Origin of the sequence: Clostridioides sp. ZZV15-6598 (assembly GCF_020657705.1) — a bacterium.
Lineage (GTDB): Bacteria > Bacillota > Clostridia > Peptostreptococcales > Peptostreptococcaceae > Clostridioides > Clostridioides difficile_F.
In genome coordinates this window covers 1-541 of record NZ_JAGWCS010000312.1, presented here as the reverse complement: position 1 = coordinate 541, position 541 = coordinate 1, and the positions used below count along the sequence as shown (strand labels likewise).

1 protein-coding gene is annotated in these 541 nt (G+C 20.5%); it reads right to left on the bottom strand.

Annotated elements, in window-relative coordinates; all coding sequences use genetic code 11:
* Nucleotides 1-541, bottom strand: a 541-nt coding sequence (locus KGF50_RS21795) for a GGDEF domain-containing protein (protein ID WP_227849986.1), incomplete at both ends; no start/stop codon positions are given.

The window sequence follows — 541 nt, the reverse complement described above, 5'->3', positions numbered from 1 at the left end:
ATTCTAATCTATTTATTATATCTTTTTCTTCTCTATATTTCATAATTATTGTGAAATTATCAGCAGATATCCTTGCAAATATTTCTTCTTCAAATATATTATGTTTAATAATATTTGTTAAACTACATAAAATTTTATTTCCTACTTCATATCCGAACAAATCATTTATATACTTAAATTTATCAATATCTATATATAATAACGCATATTTCTCTTGAGTGTTTTTGCTTAATATTTTTTTAGCATCAATTACAAATTTATCCATAGTACTTGCTCCTGTAAGAGCATCTGTATACACTATCTTTTGTAATTTAACTCTTAAACTTAATTTATCATATATTATATAAAAAATAAGTACCAGACATATTATAGTCATAGTAAATATTATCTGCAATGAATAGTAGCTAATAAATTGTTTGTTAAATAAACTGGATTCAAAGTTATTTATGGAGTTATTTTTATAAAGCTTATGTAAAGAATAGACTGGTGTTGTATATTTAATTTGTAAAATTATACAAATAAATAAAAAAACCATTAATTT